Genomic DNA, 14,906 nt, shown 5'->3' on the forward strand with positions numbered 1-14,906 from the left:
ACGCGTAATATCGCTTTAATCGTTCGGATGAAACGAATGGTTTGGCCGCGTTTCACGTCGCTACGGTCTCTGGTATCTCTTGGGCCCTCCGTTCCTCATTCATGCCGAGTCGCCGATGCCTGTTTATGAGCTTGCAGCACTGGGGGCCGCGACATGCTGGGCCGTCACCGGGTTGATCTCGGCCGGGCCTGCCGGGCATCTCGGCGCACCGGCGTTCAACCGGCTGCGCCAGCTCTTCGTCACCGGGCTTTTGGCGATCTATGTGCTGGCGACAGGTACGTGGCGCGAGCTCGACGCCAGTGTTGCCGGACCGTTGATCCTGTCCGGCCTGATCGGCATCTTCGCCGGCGACACGCTTTTGTTTGCCGCCTTGAACCGGCTCGGCCCGCGCCGCTCCGGCATCCTGTTTGCGCTCAATGCGCCGATTGCCGCCGTGCTCGGCTGGATGGTGCTGGGCGAGGATTTGTCCGCTAAGGCCGCCGCCGGCATCGGATTGACGGTCGCCGGCGTGCTTTTGGCGATCCTGTTCGGGAAGCGTCGCGACCAGCTGCATGCCTGGGAGACGGTGAAGGGGCCGCTGTGGATCGGTGTGGCGCTCGGGCTCGGAGCCGCAACCGGTCAGGCGATCGGCTCGATCATTGCGCGGCCTGTCATGGCGACGGGAATCGACCCGTTCCTGGCCTCGATGCTGCGCGTCGGCATCGCCGCCTTCTGCCTGACAATACTGTTGCAACTCCCGATCCCGGCGGTGAAGCCGAAAGGGCCGCTGACCTGGAAAGTGGCGGCACTGACCGCGCTGACCGGCGTCATCGCGCTCGCCATCGGCATGACGCTGCTGTTGTTTGCGCTGTCCGGCGGCAAGGTCGGCATCGTCTCGACCCTGTCGGCAACGTCGCCCGTGATCATCCTGCCGATGCTGTGGGCCAAGACGGGCGAACGCCCGGCCGGCGGCGCCTGGGCCGGGGCGGCGCTGGTGGTGGCGGGCATGGCGCTGCTGTTCATGAAGTGAGGGCGGCTGGCGGCAAGGCTCGCAGCTGCGCCTGAAATTCAGCAGGATTTGTCAATCCGGATCATGCGATCCTGCGGGGCGGAGCAGGAAACGGTCGAAAATGCAGCAAGCCGACAAGGGGGAGCGCCGACTGGCCGACATGCGTAGCGTGGCTGCACTCGAAACGGCGATGCCAGCAGCGGTGGCGGTGGCGTTTGCAGCATTCCCCGCGCCGGTGCGGGCGCGATTGCTCGACATACGCAGGCTGATCCTGTCGACGGCGGCCGAGACTTCGGGCGTCGGGCCATTGACCGAAACGCTGAAATGGGGTGAGCCAGCTTATCTGACCGAGACCAGCGGCAGCGGCTCCACCATAAGGCTCGGTTGGCCGAAACCGGGCGGCCGGACTTGTGCCGTGTATTTCAACTGTCAAACGACGCTGGTGGAGAGTTTTCGTGCCCATTTCGGCGAAACCTTCGCCTATCAGGGCAACAGGGCGCTCCTGCTCGACGTCGACAAACCATTGCCGGCCCCATTGGCGATCTGCCTGGCGATGGCGTTGACCTATCACCGGCGGCAGCGCTGACGCACATCTCGATCAGTGCAGTTTCGTCACCAATCGCACCAACCAGTCGGTCAGGCCCTTGTAGGGCGGGCGGATCAGGTCACTGGCCGAGGGCTCGTATTTGCGCAAGATCGGCATCGCCTTGGAAAAGGTGAGAAAACCCTCGCGGCCGTGATAGTGGCCCATGCCGGAGGCGCCGACGCCGCCGAAGGGCAGGTTGGCGCAGGCGAACTGGTATAGCGTGTCGTTGACGCAGACACCGCCGGCGACGATGCGCGACAGCATGGTTTCGATCTCGGCCTTGTCGTCGCCGAAGCAATAGAGCGCCAGCGGGCGGTCTCGCTCCACCACATAGGCGATGGCCTGGTCCAGCGAAGCATAGCCGACGATGGGCAGGATCGGCCCAAAGATCTCGTCGCGCATGACGGCGCTGTCAGGGGCGGGATCGAGCACGGCGGTCGGCGCCAGCAGGCGCTCGCGGCCGGCGGGCAAAGTGGCGATGTCGAGCAGTGGGACCCGCTCGTGGCCGCGTACGGCTGCGTCGTCGAGCAGGCCGCTCAGGCGGGCGAACTGGCCGTCATTGACGATCGAGGTGTAGTCGTCGAAACCTTGCCTGGCGTTGTAGCGGGCACTGACTTCCTGCTTGACCAGGCGGACGAGCTCGTCGCGCTTTTGCTGCGGCACCAGAACATAGTCGGGCGCGATGCAGGTCTGGCCGGCGTTGAAGAATTTGCCGGTGGCGATGCGCCGGGCCGTGCGTTCGAGATTGGCCGACGGCGCGATGATGGCTGGCGACTTGCCGCCGAGTTCGAGTGTCACCGGCGTCAGGTTGCGGGCGGCCGCGGCCATCACCTTGCGGCCGACAGCCGTCGAGCCGGTGAAGAACAAGTGATCGAAAGGCAGTTCGGAAAAGGCCGCCGACAGCTCAGTGCCGCCTTGCGCCACCGCCACCCGCGCAGGCGGAAAGACTTCTGCCAGCAGCGACTGCAGGAAGGCTGCGGTGCGCGGCGTGTGTTCGGAGGGCTTGAGGAGGACGTGGTTGCCGGCGGCGATGGCCGCGACAAGCGGTGCCAACGCCAGGTTCACCGGATAGTTCCACGGCGCGATGATGCCGACGAGGCCAAGCGGCACGTGGCGGATCTCGGCGCTGGCGGGCAGCAGCTTCCAACCGGCCGAACGACGCTCGGGCTTCATCCACGATTTCAGCATGCGTTGCGTGTGCTTGATTTCAGACAAGACGACGCTGCCTTCGCCGAGCAGGCTTTCATGGCGGGAGCGGTGGCCGAAATCGGCGCTGATTGCCTCGACCATCTCGTCGAGGCGCTGGCCGAAAGCGCGCTGCAGGCGCTTGAGGTCGTCGACGCGCTGGGCATAGGACGGCCGTGTCTCGAGCCAGGCGGCGCGCAGCGTGTCGAAGGTTGCCCTGAGGTCGGGCTGGCTGTCGTTAGGCTTCAGCATCGTTTTCCGTCGAACGGGCGAAGAGATACTGCGCTGCATAATAGGTGCCGAGCACCCAGATGGCATTGTAGGGAATGTTCCAGCGGAAGCGGCCATAAGCAAGCACTGTGTCGCTGACCATGAAGAACAGGCCGCCGAGGGCTGCAAAGCGTGCCGCTTTCTGCGCCGACGTGCCGGCAAGCTGGCGGTCGCGCGACAGCGCCTGGGCGGCCATGGCGGCAAGCACCAGCGCGTAGATCGCAACGGGCACGCGCATCGGCGAGGGCAGGTGCGACCACAGCCCGGCGAAGACGGCAGCGGCCAGCACTGCAAACAGCGCGAAGATGCCGATATTGCCTGCGAATTTCGAATCGCGGGTCAGCGCCCAGATATAGGCGCAGTGGGTGAGCAGGAAGCAGATGAGGCCGGCAAGGAAATAGTCGCCCGGCAGCATCAGGAAGTAATCGCCTGCCGCGGCAAAGCCGAGGCCCACGGCGATCGGCAGGCCATATCCGCGCGAATCCATGCCACGCAGCACGGCAACGAGCAGCAGCAGCGTTGCCGTCGGCTTGGTGAGATAATGCAGCCAGCGCCAGGGCGAGCTGGCATCGGGCGCGATCAGGCTGCCCAGGATCGCAAGCACCGCGCAGATGGCGAAGAGCCCGTAGATCGTTGCGTTGCCGCGTGTCGCCCTGTCCATGCCGCGCGCTCCCCTCGTGCTGCCGATGTCAGGATAAGCCAATGTTTTCGGTTGTTTGTCCAGTTACCCTTACGTAAGGTGCGGGAACGGATACCGCCGGAACACAGCGGCCGGGTCACGGGGCCGTTGCGCAAATGCGATACGCTCGGAGCATAACGCACTGTAAGGCGAATTGCAGTTTACGTTTCGTTCACCATCGCCTACACCCCGACCTCCCAGAAGCCTGCCAGTGATTTGCGCCCCCGATGCAGAACAAATCCATCCGCTTTCGCGCCCGTTCGTTTGTCGCCTTCGCGCTTGTGCCCGAAGCGCCGCTGGACCAGTGGCTGCAGGATCTCGACCGCTGGATCGAGAATTCTCCCGGCTTTTTCAAGGGCCGGCCCGTCGTGCTCGACCTCAATGTGCTGAAGCCGCTGGCCGACGAAATCGGCGCCCTGGTGGCGCTGATAGCCGCGCGCGGAATCAGGACCTATGCGATCGAGGCCGACCATATCGATTCGCTCGGCGACGAGCTGCCGCCGAAGCTGGCCGGCGCCAGGAAGACGATGATCGAGGAAGAACAGGTCGACGCCGAAGCGCTGGCGAAGGCGGAGGAGGCGGCCAGGGCGCCGTCGTCGCCGTCCAACACGCTGATCGTCGAGCAGCCGGTGCGCTCCGGCCAGTCGATCGTGCACCCGCATGGCGACGTGATCGTCATGGGCTCGGCCAGCTTCGGCTCCGAAATCCTCGCCGGCGGCTCGATCCACGTCTATGGCACGCTGCGCGGCCGCGCCTTCGCCGGCGCCTGGGGCGACCGCAGCGCCCGCATCTTCTGCCGCCGCAATGAGGCCGAGCTTCTGGCCGTCGACGGCTGGTACCGTACCGCCGAGGACATGGAGCCGTCGATGCATGGCAAGGCGATCCAAGTCCATCTGGAAGACAATGCCATCCAGGTCGCGCCCCTCAACTGACAAACGGAGACAATAAAATGGGCAAGGTAGTGGTCGTCACATCTGGCAAGGGCGGCGTCGGCAAGACGACGTCGACGGCTGCCCTCGGCGCCGTGCTTGCCCAGTCCGGCAAGAAGGTGGTGCTGATCGACTTCGACGTCGGCCTGCGCAACCTCGACCTTGTGATGGGCGCCGAGCGCCGCGTCGTCTTCGACCTCGTCAACGTCACCCAGGGCCAGGCCAAACTGGCGCAGGCGCTGATCCGCGACAAGCGCGTCGAGTCGCTGTTCCTGCTGCCGGCTTCGCAGACGCGCGACAAGGACGCGCTGACCGAGGAGGGTGTCGCCGGTGTCATCAACGCGCTCAAGGACAAGTTCGACTACGTGCTGTGCGACAGCCCGGCCGGCATCGAGCGCGGCGCTCAGCTTGCCATGCGCTTCGCCGATGAGGCCGTCATCGTCACCAACCCGGAAGTCAGCTCGGTCCGCGATTCCGACCGCATCATCGGCCTGCTCGATTCCAAGACGCTGAAGGCCGAGAAGGGCGAGCGTGTTACCAAGCACGTGCTGGTGACCCGCTACGATGCCGGCCGTGCGGCGCGCGGCGAGATGCTGTCGATCGACGACGTGCTGGAAATCCTGTCGGTGCCGCTGCTCGGCATCATTCCGGAAAGCCAGGGCGTGTTGCGCGCCTCCAATGTCGGCTCGCCGGTGACGCTGAACGAGCCGACCAACGCGGCTGCCCGGGCCTATGCCGACGCTGCCAAGCGCCTCGAGGGCGAGGATGTGCCGATGGTCACGCCGGTCGAGAAGAAAGGTCTCCTTAACCGTCTTCTGGGAAGGAGAGTGGCATGAAACTACTCGACTTCTTCAAGCGTGGCGGCAGTGCACCGGTGGCGCGCGAGCGCCTGCAGGTGCTGCTCGCCTATGAACGCAACAACCGCAACCAGCCCGATCTCGTCGCGGTGCTGCGCGAGGAGATCATCGCGGTCATCGCCAAGCACGTCCAGGTCAACCAGGACGACGTCAAGATCACCATGGATCGCGGCGCCACCACCTCGACGCTGGAAATCGACATCCATATCCCCAACGCCGGCATCAAGGCCGCGGCGGCGATCTGAGCGAAGACGCAGGCTGGCTGGGCGATCCGCCGAGAGGCCGCCGGTGTGCAGGATGTCGTGCCTGCCACGCCGGCGATGGCCTGAGGTGTCGTGGCGGCAGCACCCGCATCGACGATCCCGATGGTGAGGGCAGCTTTTCAGGCTGCGGCTTCGTGAACTCGCAATCTCGTATCTCCTTGTTGTCATGCGGCGGTCGCTGAGGGGCGTTAGGGTAGGCGGACCTCGAACGATGGACCGCAACGATGCCCGCAGATGCTCTCTCGCCCGAACTGCTCGCTTATTCCAGTGGACGCAACACGACCCAGCCGCCGCATCTCGGCACGCGCTATCTGCGCGCTGGTGGCTTCCTGCCTGAGCCCGGCAACACCATCGTCTGCCATGTCTCGAAGGGCTCGCCGACGCTGGAAGGTCTGGTCGAGGCCCGCGAGAAATTCCTCGCCATGCCCGAGGCGAGGCACTTCGTCTTCACTCCCATCACCAGCCTGCACATGACACTGTTCCAGGGTATCATCGAGTACCGTCGCAAGCCGGGATTCTGGCCGGATGGCCTGGCGCTCGACGCGTCGATCGAGGAGTTGACCGAGATCATGGCCGCGCGGCTGGAGACGCTGCCGGTCTTGGAGCCGTTCCAGGTCGAGGTGACACATGCGCGGCCCTCCGGCCTTCTGGTTGACGGTGCCAGGGAGCGCGACCGCAGGGCAATGCGCCAATGGCGCGACGTGCTCGCCGACCTGCTCGGCTACCGCCATCCCGATCATGACGACTACCCGTTCCACATCACCTTCGCCTACGCCATCGACTGGCTCGACGACGACGCCTTGCCGCGCTGGCAGGAGATGCTGGGCGAAGTGGCCGGCGACATCAGGCGCAAGATGCCGATCCTCGAACTCGACCCGCCGGCGTTCTGCTCGTTCGAGGACATGAACCACTTCTGCGAGTTGCTGGTGCTTGGCGGCCTTGGGCGGAAATTGCGGAGGTGGGAGGCACTCGGCAGCTGAATGAATGGATCGCGGCGAGCGTCGCGATGCCGGTGACGACCTGTACGCTGCTGGTCTCGAAGAAGAATGGCAGCGACTGCGCCAGCCTAGCGCCCTGCCGGCTGGAACAGCTCGACGAGATTGCTCGAGGGGTCGACGAGCAGGATCTGCGCGCCGCCGGGTCCCTTGACCATGTTGTTGCGGAACTGCGCGCCCTCGGCCTTCAGTCGCGCCACCTCGGCCGTGAGATCGTCGACGATCAGGTGGATGCGGTTCCAGCCGCCGGCGCGCGGTTGGGCGCCGTCGGACATTGGCCGGGCGGCCGAGCTGGTCGGTCCGCTGAGCAGCAGGCGCAAAGACCCCCGCGCGACGTCGGCGAAGGCCGGCGCATAGTTGGTAAGCACCGTGAAGCCGAGATGGCGGCTGTACCAGTCAATCGAGACCTCGACGTCGTCGACGAGGTAGCGGATATTTACCGTTTCAGATGGCATCTGTTCCTCCCGGATAGGGACGCTGTCGCCGCAGCAGTCTGCTACGGCGACGCGTCCGCGCCAAGGCGGCTGGTCTAGGCCGGCGGCAGTTCGAACAGCAGGGCGCCGTGCTGCCGGCCGCGCTCGACATAGCCGATGATGCGGAACCAGCGGGCGACCTCGGGGCGATCAAGCCAGCCGCGCGAGTGGATCGGCACGTTGCCGGCGAGTTGCTGGATACGGCGGATGTGGCGTTTGCAGAAACGCACAGTGGGGGCGGCGAAGAATTCGTCCTGGGCGGCGAACAGCGTTTCGGCCGCGTCCGAATGCTCGTGCCAGGCGATGATCGCAACCGGGCGCTCACCCTCGACAAGCGCGTGGGCGCGTCCTTCCTTCAGGTTCATCATCAGATTGTCGTAGGCGCTCTTGGCATCCTTGCCGGCGGCGGCATACTCGTCTGACATCCGTTTGGACAGGTCGTGGAAGACCACCTCGAGGTCGCCGACGGTCGCTGTTCTTGCGCGCATATCTCCTCCTTCGCACCCCTGTAGGCAGTTTGCCCTAGGTAGGAATGATGTCCAGTGAAGAATTTTTGACCATTCTTGTCCCGGCAGACTGATTTTCCGGGAGAACAAAGGGCAATTCGCGCTGGATATTTTCGCGCAGAGGGCGAGTTGTTGTGCCGCGTGCAAGCGGAATCGGGGCGCTGCAGCCGAGAGTACGTCCGGCTCTGCTGAATATCTGTCACCAGCCCGGCGTTGCTTGACGGCATCAGTCCGGCACCTGGCCCAAAAGCGACCGCTTGTTCCGTCTGAGCATGGTCTGTTCAGTCCAGTCCAAGACACGGCCTTTCCCCGGGGCGTAGATGCGAGGGGCTGGCGGCAGGGGCCGCCGCTGCGCCGGCCGTTGCCGGTCGAGGGGCGAGGCATGGGCAGAACCGCATTGTCAGGTCATCGGGCATGGATCGGCAGTGGCGCGCTGGCGCTCTGCTACGCGATCTCGGCCTGCTCGACGACCACTGAATCGAACTTCGAAGGCCCTGGCTATTCCGACGACACGCGCAAGCTGGAAAAGCAGATGATGGCGGAGGCGACTGCGCTGGGAACGGCGCAGGGCGTCGCGGGGATAGCCGCCTCGATGCTGCCAATGGGTGCCGGCAGCCTTGTCACCACGACGGCGGGCAGGGCTGCCCGCGACGCGATGATCATCCGCCACGACAAGCTGATGCGCGAGCAGATCGAGCGCGACAACGCCGAATTCTACAAGCGCTACGGAATTACGGAGGCGGATGCCGGCCCTGTCGTCGCAAACCGGAGCCCGGGCGAGCGCAAGCGTTGCGCCAGGAGAGGCGGGGTGCGGCGGTGCTGAGATTGCGGTCTTTTCGCAGCCTCCATCACACCCTGCATCGGCAATTCTGAAAAGCCATCCCCGAGCGGCCGTGTTCCGAAACCAGGGATGGTTCTACGATACGGCCTTCAAACCAGGCGGCCAAGCAATTGAGCCACGCCCGTTGCCAAGCCCACAAGCAGCAGGACCAGCAGCACATTTACCGACCGCTTGATGGTGTAATACATCAGGCGATTGGTCGCCTTCAGCGCTTTGATCCGTGCCAGCAGCGGTGATAGCCGGGCAAAGGCCCTGTTGGCCAGGCCGCGATGGTCCTCCGGCGTGTTGGGCACGACCGAAGCACGGGTTATGCCCTGGTAGAAGAAGTTGAACAGCTTTCCGATCGGGTTGAGCGGGCGTTTGACGTCGCACATGAGGATGAGACGGTCGGAGTCGGTGTCGTTGCGGACATAGTGCAGGTAGGTCTCGTCGAACATCAGCACCTCGCCATCGCGCCAGCTCTGATTGCGGCCATCGACATTGATGAAGCAGTCGTCCGAATTGGGTGTCGCCAGGCCAAGATGATAGCGCAGGGATACGGCGAGGGGATCGGCATGCCTGGTCAGTTTTGAGCGGCCCGGCAGGAAGGCGAACATGGCGCCATGCACCGCCGGCACCTGCAGCAATATCTCTGTCGTCCGGGGACAGAGCCGCCGCGCGGAATGGTGCGTGTAACCATACCAGTTGAGGTAGAAGCGGCTCCAGCCATATTTGAAGAACGTCCGAAAGCCGACATCGTAGGAGCCTGCCGTGCCCGGACGCTTGGTCGCGTCAAAATAGCCCTGGCGCACCAGCTCCAGCCCTTCGTCGCGGATCGTCTGCCAGTTCTGGCGCAGCAGGCCGACTTCAGGGAACTCGGCCGGGTCGAGGACGGCCTTCGATCCACGCTGCAGCGTGGTCATGTAGAGTACGCAATTGAGGGGCGTGAAGATCGGCCAACCCTTGCGGATATACTCGGTCAGGCTGTTGTAGCGAGCCTCACCCCTGAAACGGTAGACATAAACGATGCTTATGGCGGCGAGCGCCAGAATGAACGCGGAAACCAGCATGAGTTCTCCTTGGAAAACCTTCCGCGCGACTGATTACGGATGACGCATTGCAGCAGCATTACGTGACTGTGCCCGGCTACAGCTCGCCACCGATCGGCTTTGCTGCCGGCAGATCGGATCGTTGGGTCGGGCAAACTGGCTGGCATTCCTTGGCTGATTGGGACGATGTGCCCCCACCAACGACAAAAGCCGCCGATGATTTCGGCGGCTTTTGCAGGCGGATGTCGGTCGGGCCATAGGTGTTGACCCATACCGTGCCGGCCTTGAGGCGCCTGGTGAAGTCGTGGGCGCGGCCGATATCTGCCGTCCAGACCCCGGCGGCGAGGCTGTAGACAGTTCCGTTGGCAATGCGCAGTGCGTCCTCGTCGTCGTTGAATTTGATGACGGTGGCGACGGGGCCGAAGATCTCTTCCTGCGAGATGCGCATCTCGTGCGCGACGTCGGCGAAGACTGTCGGCTCGACATAGAAACCGCGCTCGCCGTGGCGGCTGCCGCCGGTGACCAGGCGCGCGCCCTCCTGCTTGCCGATCTCGATGTAGTCGAGCACCCGCTTCATCTGCACTTCCGAGACCAGCGGTCCCATGCCGGTCGAGGTCTCCCTGGGGCCGCCGATGCGGGTGGATGCGGCGCGCGCGGCCAGCCGTTCGACGACCTCGTCATGACGCCGGCTCGATCAGGACGCTACGCTAGGTGTTCAGGACGATGGAGTAAGCTGCGCCAGCAGTGCGGATCTATGCTTTCCGCAATGTCACTGCAGGAATCCTATAGTCTCCGAGGCTCTTCGCTGTCACTTCGGGCGTTCGTCGCTCGAAAGGCCAAGCAATTGGCTTTTGGTCCACTTCCCTGACCGCTCCTCGCCGCTGCGCTCCTGCGTCGCGTTGGCATGACGACGAGATAGGTGCGTCCCAACCTTCAAAGCAGAACGTGGCGGTGGCGGCCAGCAATTGCAAGAGCGGCCCGCTTGGCGTTGCCAAGTCGGGCCGTCTGCATTGCGCGGTGGGCGTTGGGGTGGGGCAGCCGACGCAATACTCACACCTAGGATTTAAGGCACCGCGTCGGCGCACTACCCCACCTTCCCACCCTCGAATCTACGCCCGTCGCAGGTACAGAGACAATTAGCTCATTGGATGGGTTGATGTAGCTTGTTCGTCTGATGGAGCAGCCAGTTGAGCTCGATCGGAATGGGCGCGTCTCCGACCTGTTTTGGGCACAGCTCCTTCGCGACCATTCGGGCTCGCAGTTTGGGACGGTGATGAAGTGCGCAGTGTTCGACGCGCATCAAATGTGGTCGAATGCGGCTGCAATCATCGGGGAGGTTCGTTAGGTGGACAGGGATACGCGCCGGCTCGAGATGGTCGTGCTGATGACGCCCGAGATGGCGAATTTCAGCGGCAAGGTGCATGGCGGTGCCTTGCTCAATCTCCTCGACCGCGTCGCTTTCTCATGCGCGTCCCGTTATTCCAACAAATACGCCGTCACGCTCTCGGTAGACCAGGTGGTGTTCCGCGAGCCGATCAATGTCGGCGAACTTGTCACCTTCCGGGCCTCGGTCAATTTCGCCGGCCGCACCTCGATGGAAATCGGCATCCACGTCGAGGCCGAAAACATTCGCTCCGGCCAGCGGCGCCACACCAATTCCTGCTACTTCACCATGGTGGCAGTGGACGAAGACGGCCGCCCGACCGGGATCCCGCCTTTTGTGCCGTCGACCGACATCGACCGCAGACGCCACCGCGCCGCTGAACTGCGCCGCGAACTGAGGCGGGAGTTCGAGGGGCGCTTTCGGGCCGCAGCGAATGCGGGCGATTAGTAGCGGCGTGTATGTTGGATGGTGCAGCCACTCGCCACCCGCCGAAAACTCTCGGCCGTGACGAATGGCGTCTCAGCTGCCGGCAGATCGCTGCCGATGAACGTCCCTTGCTCTCTGGCGGCCAATCAAACATAGGCTGTCGTCAGTTGGATTCCCACGTGCCGTGGAGCCCGCGAAAAAGGATGATCCGATGCTTGAAAGAATAAACCCCGATATCAGGTGGAGTGACGCTGTCGTCGTAGGCAACCTGATTTTCGTCGCCGGCCACACCGCCGAGAAGACGCGAGGCCAATCGGTGCGCGAACAGACGGAAGAGGTGCTCCAGTTGCTCGACGAGACGCTGGCGCAGGCCGGGGTGACCAAGAGGAACCTCGCCATGGTGCAGATCTATCTGGCCGACATGTCGAACTTCGCCCAGATGAACGAAGCCTGGGACCGATGGGTCATCTCCGGCGAGGCGCCGGCGAGGGCGACGGTCGAATCCAGGCTCGCCTATCCCGATCTCGGCGTTGAAATCACGGCGGTAGCTGCGCGGTAGGGCAGGTGAGGAATGCTGCCGGGCGCCGCCTCTCGTCAAGATACCACCATCGCGTCGCGATGGATTTCAACGAAGACTCCGAAATCTTCCAGGGTTCGACGCGGCTGCCATCGCTCCTCAATGTTGGAAGCTTCACGGAGAAACCTGACGCACTATTCCTTTTTCCAGGCGACGGTGCGCAGTTCTTCCTCGGAGAGATCACTCAGATCTGAACTGTCATGTCGAACCCGTAGGATCCACAGTGTTTTCGAGTAACGTCCTTCATCAATGCGCAGGCGCTTTGACCGCAAGAGCGCGTTGATGTCCTTATCGGTCTTGGACATGTAGTAATCTTCCGCGACCAGATCGCCTGAGATGGGCTGCCCCGGGAGCACCCTGACGCACAATGCCAAACCCGAAGCTCCCTATGAGGTCCCAGACTTGAAAGAGACCATCGACCGACGGTAGCCGGGCGGGATAACCCAGATCTTGCAGCTGGTGCGGCTGGCGAAGGATCAAATGCCCAATCATTTGGGATTTGGTAAGCGGCCGACCGCAACACCCGCCTGTCAGTGAGATGGGCGGGTGCAACTGATGAGCGAAGGAAATCTATCGAAGGCCGATTTGGTTGTCGGGTAAGGCTCCTCCTTGACGCACGTCAAAGCGGACCAACGCCAACATGTCATGGTTTGCTCGGAGTGGAGCAAGTCAATGAGCTACAACACGATCCTCCTGCAACTCGATATCGACCGTCCTGTCCGGTCTAGGGTAGCCTATGCAAAAGCCGCGGCTCTGATGTTTGACGCAGATTTGATAGGCTTCTGCGCGGCCGAGCCGAGATATGTCATGCCGACAGGTGACAGCGACCTTGCAATTGCAGAAGCGATGCAGCGCCAAGTCGACGAAATTGAGGACCGCCTCGCAAAGGTAAGGCAGGAATTCTTCCAGCTGGCAGGTGACGACAAACGTGTCTCCTGGCGTGGTGAAATCGGCAATCCCAACCAACTGCTAGCACTGCACTCGCGAGCGGCAGACTTGATCGTCGCGGGGTCTGGGCCTCTATCGGCAGTCGACTCCAACCGAACTGTGGACCATGGAACTTTGCTGCTTTCCGCAGGGCGCCCAGTGCTGCTGGCGCCTGCCGATTTCAAGCCCGTCAGCGCTGAGGCTGTCTTGATCGCCTGGAAGGATACGCGCGAGGCTCGGCGTGCAGTCGCAGATGCGATGCCATTCCTTACAGCTGCGTCGCGGGTGCGCGTCGTGGCTCTCGGAAGCGTCGACGGCACAGCGAGACAAGGCATCGATGATGTCGTCAGCTTTCTCGCTCGACATGGCGTTAGGGCAACCGCAGAGGCCATTGATGTCGGCGGAGCAGATGAGGCCGAAGCCTTAATCCAGATTGCCGATGAATATGGCGCTGATCTGCTTGTCTCCGGTGCCTACGGTCATAGCCGAATCCGAGAATGGGCGTTTGGCGGTGTCACTCGTGCCCTGCTTAGAAGTCCAGCGATAAATCGGCTGATGTCAAACTGACGGTGATCCAGGGTGCAGCAATGCCAGACCTTGAACTGGTTTCCATGTTGCCGAGCCCTTATGCGTATGTCTCGCGAAGTGGCACCTCTGCACAACTCGGCGACATGCTGGCTGTAAGCTTTGAGAAGCTCTACGGGGCGCTATCGTCGAGCATGGTCGTTCCGGCAGGTCCACGTCTGGTTCGCTATCGCAAGATCGACGAGAATGAGGTTCTTTTCGACGCAGGCTTCCCGATACGCGAGGATCAATTCAGAATCTTGCGTGGGTCCGGCTTAGGGCTTGGCGCAACGGCGGCCGGAGAAGCAGTCAAGGCTCAACAAGTTGGTTCCAGAGAGCCATTGACCGACACCTACAGGGCTGTGCTCGCGGAAATTCACGCGCGCGGGCTCACTGCGACTGGCGACATGTGGGAATCCTATCCAGGCAGGTCGACAAGCGAGACTGTGACCGAACTGCTCTGGCCCCTTCGCGACGTGCCTGACTTCGTCTTCACGCCCAATGTGCCGTCATGGTCACCGCCAGTTTGACATACGTCAATGTGGTCGAGGGTGCTCGGCGTAACATTCAGGAACATCGTCTCAAGGAAGAGCTGGGAGAGCGCCTCTCCAACCTGCGCGGCCATCTGTGCACGCGGCGGAATAGCTGCCCAAACGAGGCGATAGGTCAACGTTCAAGAAGGATCAATTCCATGGCTGATACATCGACCAAACTTCCCGTAACGGCCGAGAAGGAAAATGTACCGCAGGCTCGCGGCGGAGGATGGACTTCGTTTGAGTCCTTGCGCCGAGAGGTCGATCGTCTCTTCGATGATTTCCATCCATTTGGTTGGCGTGGGGTTATTCCAAGGTTGCCAGAGCTACGCACTCCCTTTGCAGGCAATTGGCCATTGGCTCCTGCGATGGATCTGGTCGAAAAGGACGGGGAGTACGAAATCACGGCCGAACTCCCTGGGACCGACGAGAAGGACATCGATATCAAGGTCACCAACCACGTGCTGACGATCAAGGGTGAAAAATCCGAGAAAAAGGAAGAGAAGAAGAAAGACTATTTCCTGTCAGAACGCCGTTACGGTTCATTCCAGCGGTCCGTTCAGATTCCCGAGGGGGTCGATGCCGACAAGATCGAAGCCACCTTCTCGAAGGGCATCTTGACTGTCAGGCTGCCGAAAACTGCGGAAGCCCAGAAGCCCGAAAAGACGATCACGGTGAAGGCCGCATAGGGCCAACCATAATGCTGAGTGTTGGCGCGTTCATTGCGCCGACACTCCTACCAGGAGGTCTCCGATGGTAGCCGGCGATGTGAAACTTCGGTTGGGTCCGAATCCTGAAGCTAGCGTCCGGGCCCTGAGGCAACTGGGTCTTTCTGAGAACGAGATCGCCAGATACTTCGCAACGACGTGCGGAGAGTTGGTGAGGCTGGTCTCCC

At 62.7% G+C, this 14,906-nt stretch carries 18 protein-coding genes and 1 pseudogene; 12 read left to right on the plus strand and 7 right to left on the minus strand.

Going from position 1 to position 14,906, the window contains the following annotated elements:
- Window positions 1–115: 115 nt before the first annotated feature.
- Both N7E70_RS15065 and N7E70_RS15070 read left to right on the plus strand, forming a co-directional pair.
- A complete protein-coding gene (locus tag N7E70_RS15065; protein ID WP_263006809.1) occupies window positions 116–1,009 on the plus strand; it encodes a DMT family transporter in 894 nt (297 codons plus the stop codon).
- Between the two features lie 100 nt (window positions 1,010–1,109).
- Window positions 1,110–1,574, plus strand: a complete 465-nt coding sequence (locus N7E70_RS15070; RefSeq protein ID WP_331461837.1) for a DUF1801 domain-containing protein — start codon at window positions 1,110–1,112, stop codon at window positions 1,572–1,574.
- A 12-nt stretch (window positions 1,575–1,586) separates the two neighbouring features.
- Here the strand turns inward: N7E70_RS15070 and N7E70_RS15075 are convergent, their stop codons facing one another.
- On the minus strand, window positions 1,587–3,011 hold the full coding sequence (locus N7E70_RS15075; RefSeq protein ID WP_263006810.1) for a coniferyl aldehyde dehydrogenase: 1,425 nt from the start codon (window positions 3,009–3,011) through the stop codon (window positions 1,587–1,589).
- Window positions 2,998–3,690 carry a lysoplasmalogenase gene (locus tag N7E70_RS15080; RefSeq protein ID WP_263006811.1) on the minus strand — a complete coding sequence of 231 codons (693 nt, stop codon included), beginning with the start codon at window positions 3,688–3,690 and terminating at the stop codon, window positions 2,998–3,000. The genes N7E70_RS15075 and N7E70_RS15080 overlap by 14 nt, the downstream gene beginning before the upstream one ends.
- 245 nt (window positions 3,691–3,935) lie before the next feature.
- Between N7E70_RS15080 and minC the strand changes: the two genes are divergently transcribed.
- The 4 genes from minC to N7E70_RS15100 all read left to right on the plus strand — a co-directional run bounded on the left by minC (window position 3,936) and on the right by N7E70_RS15100 (window position 6,737).
- Window positions 3,936–4,640, plus strand: coding sequence for a septum site-determining protein MinC (minC, locus tag N7E70_RS15085; RefSeq protein ID WP_263006812.1), 705 nt, complete (start codon window positions 3,936–3,938; stop codon window positions 4,638–4,640).
- A gap of 17 nt (window positions 4,641–4,657) precedes the next feature.
- Window positions 4,658–5,473, plus strand: a complete 816-nt coding sequence (gene minD, locus N7E70_RS15090; RefSeq protein ID WP_263006813.1) for a septum site-determining protein MinD — start codon at window positions 4,658–4,660, stop codon at window positions 5,471–5,473.
- On the plus strand, window positions 5,470–5,739 hold the full coding sequence (gene minE, locus N7E70_RS15095) for a cell division topological specificity factor MinE (protein ID WP_067961364.1): 270 nt from the start codon (window positions 5,470–5,472) through the stop codon (window positions 5,737–5,739). Before minD ends, minE begins: the two co-directional genes overlap by 4 nt.
- 242 nt (window positions 5,740–5,981) lie before the next feature.
- Entirely contained in the window at window positions 5,982–6,737 is a 756-nt protein-coding gene (locus tag N7E70_RS15100; RefSeq protein WP_263006814.1) for a DUF1868 domain-containing protein, read from the plus strand.
- A gap of 86 nt (window positions 6,738–6,823) precedes the next feature.
- Here the strand turns inward: N7E70_RS15100 and N7E70_RS15105 are convergent, their stop codons facing one another.
- Window positions 6,824–7,207: a VOC family protein gene (locus N7E70_RS15105; RefSeq protein ID WP_263006815.1), complete on the minus strand. Its 384-nt coding sequence runs from the start codon at window positions 7,205–7,207 to the stop codon at window positions 6,824–6,826.
- Between the two features lie 74 nt (window positions 7,208–7,281).
- Window positions 7,282–7,713, minus strand: coding sequence for a hypothetical protein (locus N7E70_RS15110; protein WP_263006816.1), 432 nt, complete (start codon window positions 7,711–7,713; stop codon window positions 7,282–7,284).
- Between the two features lie 400 nt (window positions 7,714–8,113).
- Here N7E70_RS15110 and N7E70_RS15115 point away from each other — a divergent pair, with 400 nt between their 5' ends.
- Window positions 8,114–8,554 (plus strand): VIT1/CCC1 transporter family protein, encoded by a 441-nt coding sequence (locus tag N7E70_RS15115; RefSeq protein ID WP_263006817.1) that lies wholly within the window; start codon window positions 8,114–8,116, stop codon window positions 8,552–8,554.
- 107 nt (window positions 8,555–8,661) lie between these two features.
- Here the strand turns inward: N7E70_RS15115 and N7E70_RS15120 are convergent, their stop codons facing one another.
- Together N7E70_RS15120 and N7E70_RS15125 are read right to left on the minus strand one after the other, a co-directional pair.
- On the minus strand, window positions 8,662–9,621 hold the full coding sequence (locus tag N7E70_RS15120) for an aspartyl/asparaginyl beta-hydroxylase domain-containing protein (RefSeq protein ID WP_263006818.1): 960 nt from the start codon (window positions 9,619–9,621) through the stop codon (window positions 8,662–8,664).
- Between the two features lie 214 nt (window positions 9,622–9,835).
- Window positions 9,836–10,282: pseudogene (locus tag N7E70_RS15125) on the minus strand (aldehyde dehydrogenase family protein); the annotation flags it as partial.
- A gap of 690 nt (window positions 10,283–10,972) precedes the next feature.
- Here N7E70_RS15125 and N7E70_RS15130 point away from each other — a divergent pair.
- Window positions 10,973–11,431 carry an acyl-CoA thioesterase gene (locus tag N7E70_RS15130; RefSeq protein WP_263006877.1) on the plus strand — a complete coding sequence of 153 codons (459 nt, stop codon included), beginning with the start codon at window positions 10,973–10,975 and terminating at the stop codon, window positions 11,429–11,431.
- Window positions 11,432–11,621: 190 nt separating this feature from the next.
- A complete protein-coding gene (locus N7E70_RS15135; protein WP_067966427.1) occupies window positions 11,622–11,969 on the plus strand; it encodes a RidA family protein in 348 nt (115 codons plus the stop codon).
- Window positions 11,970–12,121: 152 nt separating this feature from the next.
- Here the strand turns inward: N7E70_RS15135 and N7E70_RS15140 are convergent, their stop codons facing one another.
- Window positions 12,122–12,292 carry a hypothetical protein gene (locus N7E70_RS15140; RefSeq protein WP_263006819.1) on the minus strand — a complete coding sequence of 57 codons (171 nt, stop codon included), beginning with the start codon at window positions 12,290–12,292 and terminating at the stop codon, window positions 12,122–12,124.
- Window positions 12,293–12,659: 367 nt separating this feature from the next.
- Here N7E70_RS15140 and N7E70_RS15145 point away from each other — a divergent pair, with 367 nt between their 5' ends.
- The 3 genes from N7E70_RS15145 (at window position 12,660) to N7E70_RS15155 (ending at window position 14,700) form a co-directional block, all read left to right on the plus strand.
- On the plus strand, window positions 12,660–13,481 hold the full coding sequence (locus N7E70_RS15145; protein ID WP_067966429.1) for a universal stress protein: 822 nt from the start codon (window positions 12,660–12,662) through the stop codon (window positions 13,479–13,481).
- Window positions 13,482–13,501: 20 nt separating this feature from the next.
- Window positions 13,502–14,008 carry a hypothetical protein gene (locus N7E70_RS15150; RefSeq protein ID WP_154383995.1) on the plus strand — a complete coding sequence of 169 codons (507 nt, stop codon included), beginning with the start codon at window positions 13,502–13,504 and terminating at the stop codon, window positions 14,006–14,008.
- A 161-nt stretch (window positions 14,009–14,169) separates the two neighbouring features.
- Window positions 14,170–14,700 (plus strand): Hsp20/alpha crystallin family protein, encoded by a 531-nt coding sequence (locus N7E70_RS15155; protein ID WP_263006878.1) that lies wholly within the window; start codon window positions 14,170–14,172, stop codon window positions 14,698–14,700.
- The last annotated feature ends 206 nt before the right edge of the window (window positions 14,701–14,906 follow it).

It is taken from the genome of Aminobacter sp. NyZ550 (genome assembly GCF_025628925.2).
Classification (GTDB): Bacteria; Pseudomonadota; Alphaproteobacteria; order Rhizobiales; family Rhizobiaceae; genus Aminobacter; species Aminobacter ciceronei.

Coding starts and splice junctions, on each gene's coding strand:
- N7E70_RS15145 (WP_067966429.1), top strand. CDS start 12,660: ATGAGCTACAACACGATCCTCCTGCAACTCGATATCGACCGTCCTGTC.
- N7E70_RS15080 (WP_263006811.1), bottom strand. CDS start 3,690: ATGGACAGGGCGACACGCGGCAACGCAACGATCTACGGGCTCTTCGCC.
- N7E70_RS15155 (WP_263006878.1), top strand. CDS start 14,170: ATGGCTGATACATCGACCAAACTTCCCGTAACGGCCGAGAAGGAAAAT.
- minC (WP_263006812.1), top strand. CDS start 3,936: ATGCAGAACAAATCCATCCGCTTTCGCGCCCGTTCGTTTGTCGCCTTC.
- N7E70_RS15150 (WP_154383995.1), top strand. CDS start 13,502: ATGCCAGACCTTGAACTGGTTTCCATGTTGCCGAGCCCTTATGCGTAT.
- N7E70_RS15065 (WP_263006809.1), top strand. CDS start 116: ATGCCTGTTTATGAGCTTGCAGCACTGGGGGCCGCGACATGCTGGGCC.
- N7E70_RS15135 (WP_067966427.1), top strand. CDS start 11,622: ATGCTTGAAAGAATAAACCCCGATATCAGGTGGAGTGACGCTGTCGTC.
- N7E70_RS15140 (WP_263006819.1), bottom strand. CDS start 12,292: ATGTCCAAGACCGATAAGGACATCAACGCGCTCTTGCGGTCAAAGCGC.
- minD (WP_263006813.1), top strand. CDS start 4,658: ATGGGCAAGGTAGTGGTCGTCACATCTGGCAAGGGCGGCGTCGGCAAG.
- N7E70_RS15115 (WP_263006817.1), top strand. CDS start 8,114: ATGGGCAGAACCGCATTGTCAGGTCATCGGGCATGGATCGGCAGTGGC.
- N7E70_RS15070 (WP_331461837.1), top strand. CDS start 1,110: ATGCAGCAAGCCGACAAGGGGGAGCGCCGACTGGCCGACATGCGTAGC.
- minE (WP_067961364.1), top strand. CDS start 5,470: ATGAAACTACTCGACTTCTTCAAGCGTGGCGGCAGTGCACCGGTGGCG.
- N7E70_RS15110 (WP_263006816.1), bottom strand. CDS start 7,713: ATGCGCGCAAGAACAGCGACCGTCGGCGACCTCGAGGTGGTCTTCCAC.
- N7E70_RS15130 (WP_263006877.1), top strand. CDS start 10,973: ATGGTCGTGCTGATGACGCCCGAGATGGCGAATTTCAGCGGCAAGGTG.
- N7E70_RS15075 (WP_263006810.1), bottom strand. CDS start 3,011: ATGCTGAAGCCTAACGACAGCCAGCCCGACCTCAGGGCAACCTTCGAC.
- N7E70_RS15100 (WP_263006814.1), top strand. CDS start 5,982: ATGCCCGCAGATGCTCTCTCGCCCGAACTGCTCGCTTATTCCAGTGGA.
- N7E70_RS15105 (WP_263006815.1), bottom strand. CDS start 7,207: ATGCCATCTGAAACGGTAAATATCCGCTACCTCGTCGACGACGTCGAG.
- N7E70_RS15120 (WP_263006818.1), bottom strand. CDS start 9,621: ATGCTGGTTTCCGCGTTCATTCTGGCGCTCGCCGCCATAAGCATCGTT.